This window comes from Rhizobacter sp. P2_H3 (assembly GCF_056403355.1).
On the sequence record NZ_JBFUFQ010000348.1, the window covers coordinates 1 to 4,290 of the forward strand.

Below are 4,290 nucleotides of genomic sequence, written 5' to 3' on the forward strand. Positions count from 1 at the left end.
TCGCCGGGCTTGAACAGCAGCTGCTGCTCGATGGTCTCGCGCCGGGTCTGGATGTGCAGCCAGTTCGCGAGGCGGAACGCGGCGTTGTCCTCCTCCTGGAGCCGCGTGTCGAAGATGTCGAGGTTGTCGATGCGGATCTCGCCGATGACCGCGCCGGATTGCTCCAGGCTCTCGTCGGAGGGCAGCTCGGCGGCGGCGGGCGCCACGGGCTCGTCGTCGGCGTGTGCAGCCGGCGGGCACAGCGCACCGCAGGCGATCAGTGCGGCAATGAGTCTGATGTTCGACATGCCTGCACTGTGCAAAGCCGAGAGTTAGTCGAGCCTTAAGATGCCGCGGCCAGTCCCCCGGGTCGTGGGGGATCGCACGGAATGCGGTGCGCGCTAAGTCGCCATTAAGTGCTCGGCCGGCACAGTGAGCCCATGAGTCCGCGGGCGCTGCCTTCGCGGCCGTCGCGCACTCGGCGCTGCACACGCACTCGTTCGCGAACGTCGACCTGTGGCTGGGCCTGGCGCTGCAGGCCGACCAGTCACCGTGGGTGCATGCGCCGATGGACGCCGTCAGTGCCGTGCATGGAACGCTGGGGTTGACGCTGTTGTCGTCGATCGTGGTGCTGGTGCTGTGGTCGCTGAACGACCGGCCCTGGGCCATCGTGTTCGCGACGACGATGCTGGGTGAGGCGTTGGTCAACAGCGGGCTGAAGCAGATCTTCATGCGTGTCCGGCCGACCTTCAGTGCCTCGGCGGCCGAACTGCACAGCTACAGCTTCCCGAGCGGGCACAGCATGGCCGCCGCGGTGTTCTACGGCCTGCTCGCGCTGTGGTGGCCGGCTTCGCGGCCGGTGCTGCGTGGCTGGCGCTGATGCTGGTGCTGTTCCATCAGGCCGATCGGGCGCATGCTCTTGTTCGCTGACTTTCATGATGCAAGGAAGAACCGCATCAAGGCCAACATCAACGCAAACAGATAGCCGTACGCGAACTTGTCGATTCTGAGGACCGGCTCGCCACGACGAGCGCGCCACGCACCCATGGCCGACATGAGACTGCCGACCGCCAGGGGCGTGACGATCAGGTTGACCAGGCGCCACGGACCGGGAACGAGGTTGTGGGGGAACGCCAGGAGGCTGAGGCCCCCGACGACGCCTCCGAAGAGCGCATAGCCGAATGCGGCAAGCCAGGGGTTCGGGGCCTTGCGGAACGGCTCGGCCAGCGAGTGGAGGCCCAACTCCAGCAGGACTTCGCCGACCACCTGGATCAGAAACTCGCCGAGCACTTCAAGAACGATCTCAAGCATGAAGGGGCGCCGCCGCGCGCTGCTAGCGCAAAGGATTGATCGGGCAGACGGGCGGCCACGCACCGACGTAGCGCCGATTCACGGTCGTGCGGCCCTGGCCATCCGTGAGGCGCAGTTCGTCGCCGGCCAGCACCACGGTCGAATCGATGGTCCTGGATTGCTCCTGAAGTGTCACCGTGAGCTTCAAGTGGTTGCCGTCGGCGACTTCCCAGGTGGCCGGCAGGAACGGCGTACCGCGCTGCTTCCACTCGTCGGCTTCGCGACCGCATTTGGGATACATCCGGAAGGTCTTGTCCGCCCGGAACTCCACGAATTGGCGATCGGTGCTGGTCCAATGCCCTGTCAGCGACTGTTCGAGTGGCGAGCCGTCTTGCGCTCCCGCGGTGGCGGCAATGGGCAGCAAGAGCAGGGGAAGCAGGCGAGAGCCGATCATGGGGGTCGAGCCGAGGAAGCAGGACCGGCCACGTTAACGCATTGCGATGCCGATGACCTTGTCGATCCGGGTGGCGGTCGAACGTCGTATGGATGAAGCCTGCGAACCGCAGACGCTTCATTCAGCCCTTGTCGCATCACCAGGAGACCCCCCGTGACAAAGATGATCTTCGTGAGCCTTCCCGTCACCGACCTCGCCGCCTCGATCGCGTTCTACAAGGCGCTGGGATTCGAGCAGAACCCGCAGTTCAGTGACGACACCGCGGCCTGCATGGTCTGGAGCGAGACGATCCACGCGATGCTGCTCACCCACGCCAAGTGGCGCACCTTCACCGAGCGGCCGATTCCCCCCGTAGGCACCAGCGCCGTCATGCTGGGCCTGACCGTGGACAGCCGGGCGGCCGTCGACCGGATGAACGAGGCCGCGGCTGCGCACGGTGGCCGGGCCGACGTGAACCCGGTGCAGGACCTTGGCTTCATGTACGGCCGGGACCTGGCCGACCCCGACCAGCACCTGTGGGGCGCGATCTGGATGGATCCGGCGGCGATGCCTGCCGGCGATCAGGCGGCGTAGGCCAGCCCGGGCGAAGCGCTATTTCCTGCCGCGTTCCGCGCGCCCCGCAGCCTGAGGGCGCTTGCGCCCGCTGAGCATCGCCGCGGGCAGGTTCTCGCGCCAGCGCCAGCTCATCACGGCGACGCCGGCCAGGTGCACCGCGACCGAGACCATCAAGGTGTCCGCGAGCCAGGCGTGCAGGTCGTGCACGCGCTCGTCGCCCCAGAAGGCATCCAGCCGGCTCATCCACCCGGTGAGCCCGAGCAGCAGCACCAGCAGCCACAGCAGCCAGACCATCCACAGGCCCAGCGGGTTGTGGCCCAGCGTGCGCGGTGCGTTGCCGCGCAGGTAAGTGAGCGTGTCGCCGATCGAGGGCTTCAGCGCGCGCCAGCCACCCGGGCCACGGTGCAGTGCGGCCCACAGGCAACGCACCGCCACGACGCTGACCGCGACGTAGCCGGCGAGCCGGTGCCACCAGTCGCCGTCGTCGCGCACGAGATCCAGCACCACCAGCGCCGCGAGGCCCCAGTGGCACAGCCGGACGACCCGATCCCACACGCGGACGCGGCCATCGGGCAGGGCGGACATCGGCTTACTTCTCGATTTCGGACTTCACCGGGTCCAGCGTCTTGGCGTCGAAGTAGATCTCGACCTTCTTGCCTTCCTTGTTCTTGCCGTAGATCTCGTAGCAGTTGCCGTCGACCTTGAACTTGCTGATCGTGTAGCCCTGGCCTTCGAGCTTGGCCTTGGCGTCGGCTTCCTTCATCCATTCGGCCTTGGGGTAAGCCTTGCAGTCCGCCTTGGCGAAGGCGCTGAGCGGCACGGCCGCGACGATGCCGATCAGGGCGGCGAGGGTGAGTCGTTTCATGGAGAACCTTTCAACGAAGTCAAGGGTGGAATCGCAGTATGCACATGCAGCAGCACGAAGCCACCGACCGAGGTGCGCTCCGTGACGCCGCACAACTGCGCGAGGCGCGCGGCGTCGTCGCGGCGCAGCGCAATGAAGCCGCCGCGCGGGCCGAGGCGGTCGAGCGCTTCGGCGGAGGTGTCGGCGAACTCGGCCCGGCCGGCACTGTAGAACGACGCCGAGTGCAAGCGCTCGGTCACGAACACCAGCGATTCGCCGCCGCGGTGGCGCTGGGCTTCCCAGGCGCCGATGACCTCCTTGGTCGAGTTGTCGCTGAAGGTGCCACTGTGTTCGGCGTACAGGACGAGTGCCAGGGCGCCGGTCATCGACAGCGCGAGGCCGCCGGCGACCCACGCGTCCACGCGCGCGCTGCCGACGCGCCCGCGCAGCCAGTGGCTGGCCAGCAGCGCCATCGCCGGCAAGGCGGGCAGTGCGTACGGCAGGATGATGTTGCGCGCCGCGGTGAAGAACACCAGCGGCGCCAGCGACCAGCACACGAGGTAGAGGCGCCACCAGCGCTGATTCGTCGGTTCAGCGTTCCCAGCGAGCCTGTCGAGCACTGCCTTGGGGTGCCTGAGGCCGGCAGCCAGCAGCACCAGCGGCCACGGCAACGCCGACACCAGCGCAAAGAGCCAGATCGTGCCGATCGGAAAGGCGTGCGCGAAGCCGTAGCGGTCGCCCGACCAGCCCGGCGTGACGAAGCGGTGCCAGTGTTCGCCGACGATGAAGTAGTCGATGAAGCCCGGCGTCTTCAGCTCCGCCGCCAGGTACCACCAGCCGGCGGCCACGGCGGTGAAGGCCAGGCCGGTGGCCCACGGCAGCGCGTGCCACACGCGGCCCACCTGCCGGGTGGCCAGTGCCCAGGCCGCTGCCGGCAGGCCCACGAGCACCAGCACCAGCGGGCCCTTGGCGAGCAGCCCGATCGCCAACCCGGCGAACAGCAGCGCGCTGCCACGGCGGTGCCGTGGTCCGTGCAGCGCCTGCCACAGGCCGGCCATCGCCAGCGTGGTGCCCACGGTGAGCGCCTCGTCCGTCATCACGGCGCCGGCGGCCAGCATCGACAACGCGGCGCCGGCCAGCAGGCCGGCCGCGGCGAGCGGCGGCGTGT

8 protein-coding genes are annotated in these 4,290 nt (G+C 68.3%); 2 read left to right on the top strand and 6 right to left on the bottom strand.

Features of this window, described 5'->3' with window-relative positions; genetic code table 11:
• A partial coding sequence (locus tag AC1D1T_RS30505) for a hypothetical protein (protein WP_477993166.1) occupies positions 1-287 on the bottom strand: 287 nt, incomplete at its 3' end.
• A gap of 260 nt (positions 288-547) precedes the next feature.
• Here AC1D1T_RS30505 and AC1D1T_RS30510 point away from each other — a divergent pair.
• Entirely contained in the window at positions 548-859 is a 312-nt protein-coding gene (locus AC1D1T_RS30510) for a phosphatase PAP2 family protein (RefSeq protein ID WP_477828220.1), read from the top strand.
• A gap of 53 nt (positions 860-912) precedes the next feature.
• Here AC1D1T_RS30510 and AC1D1T_RS30515 read toward each other — a convergent pair whose 3' ends face one another.
• A complete protein-coding gene (locus tag AC1D1T_RS30515; RefSeq protein ID WP_477828221.1) occupies positions 913-1,290 on the bottom strand; it encodes a hypothetical protein in 378 nt (125 codons plus the stop codon).
• 22 nt (positions 1,291-1,312) lie between these two features.
• Positions 1,313-1,723: a hypothetical protein gene (locus AC1D1T_RS30520; RefSeq protein ID WP_477828222.1), complete on the bottom strand. Its 411-nt coding sequence runs from the start codon at positions 1,721-1,723 to the stop codon at positions 1,313-1,315.
• A gap of 153 nt (positions 1,724-1,876) precedes the next feature.
• On the opposite strand from AC1D1T_RS30520, the gene AC1D1T_RS30525 reads away from it, so the two are divergent.
• On the top strand, positions 1,877-2,296 hold the full coding sequence (locus AC1D1T_RS30525; RefSeq protein WP_477828223.1) for a VOC family protein: 420 nt from the start codon (positions 1,877-1,879) through the stop codon (positions 2,294-2,296).
• Between the two features lie 18 nt (positions 2,297-2,314).
• Here AC1D1T_RS30525 and AC1D1T_RS30530 read toward each other — a convergent pair whose 3' ends face one another.
• The 3 genes from AC1D1T_RS30530 to AC1D1T_RS30540 all read right to left on the bottom strand — a co-directional run.
• Positions 2,315-2,863, bottom strand: coding sequence for a cytochrome b/b6 domain-containing protein (locus AC1D1T_RS30530; protein ID WP_477839250.1), 549 nt, complete (start codon positions 2,861-2,863; stop codon positions 2,315-2,317).
• Between the two features lie 4 nt (positions 2,864-2,867).
• Positions 2,868-3,143: a PepSY domain-containing protein gene (locus AC1D1T_RS30535; RefSeq protein WP_477829084.1), complete on the bottom strand. Its 276-nt coding sequence runs from the start codon at positions 3,141-3,143 to the stop codon at positions 2,868-2,870.
• A partial coding sequence (locus AC1D1T_RS30540; RefSeq protein ID WP_477993168.1) for a phospholipid carrier-dependent glycosyltransferase occupies positions 3,140-4,290 on the bottom strand: 1,151 nt, incomplete at its 5' end. The genes AC1D1T_RS30540 and AC1D1T_RS30535, both read right to left, overlap by 4 nt.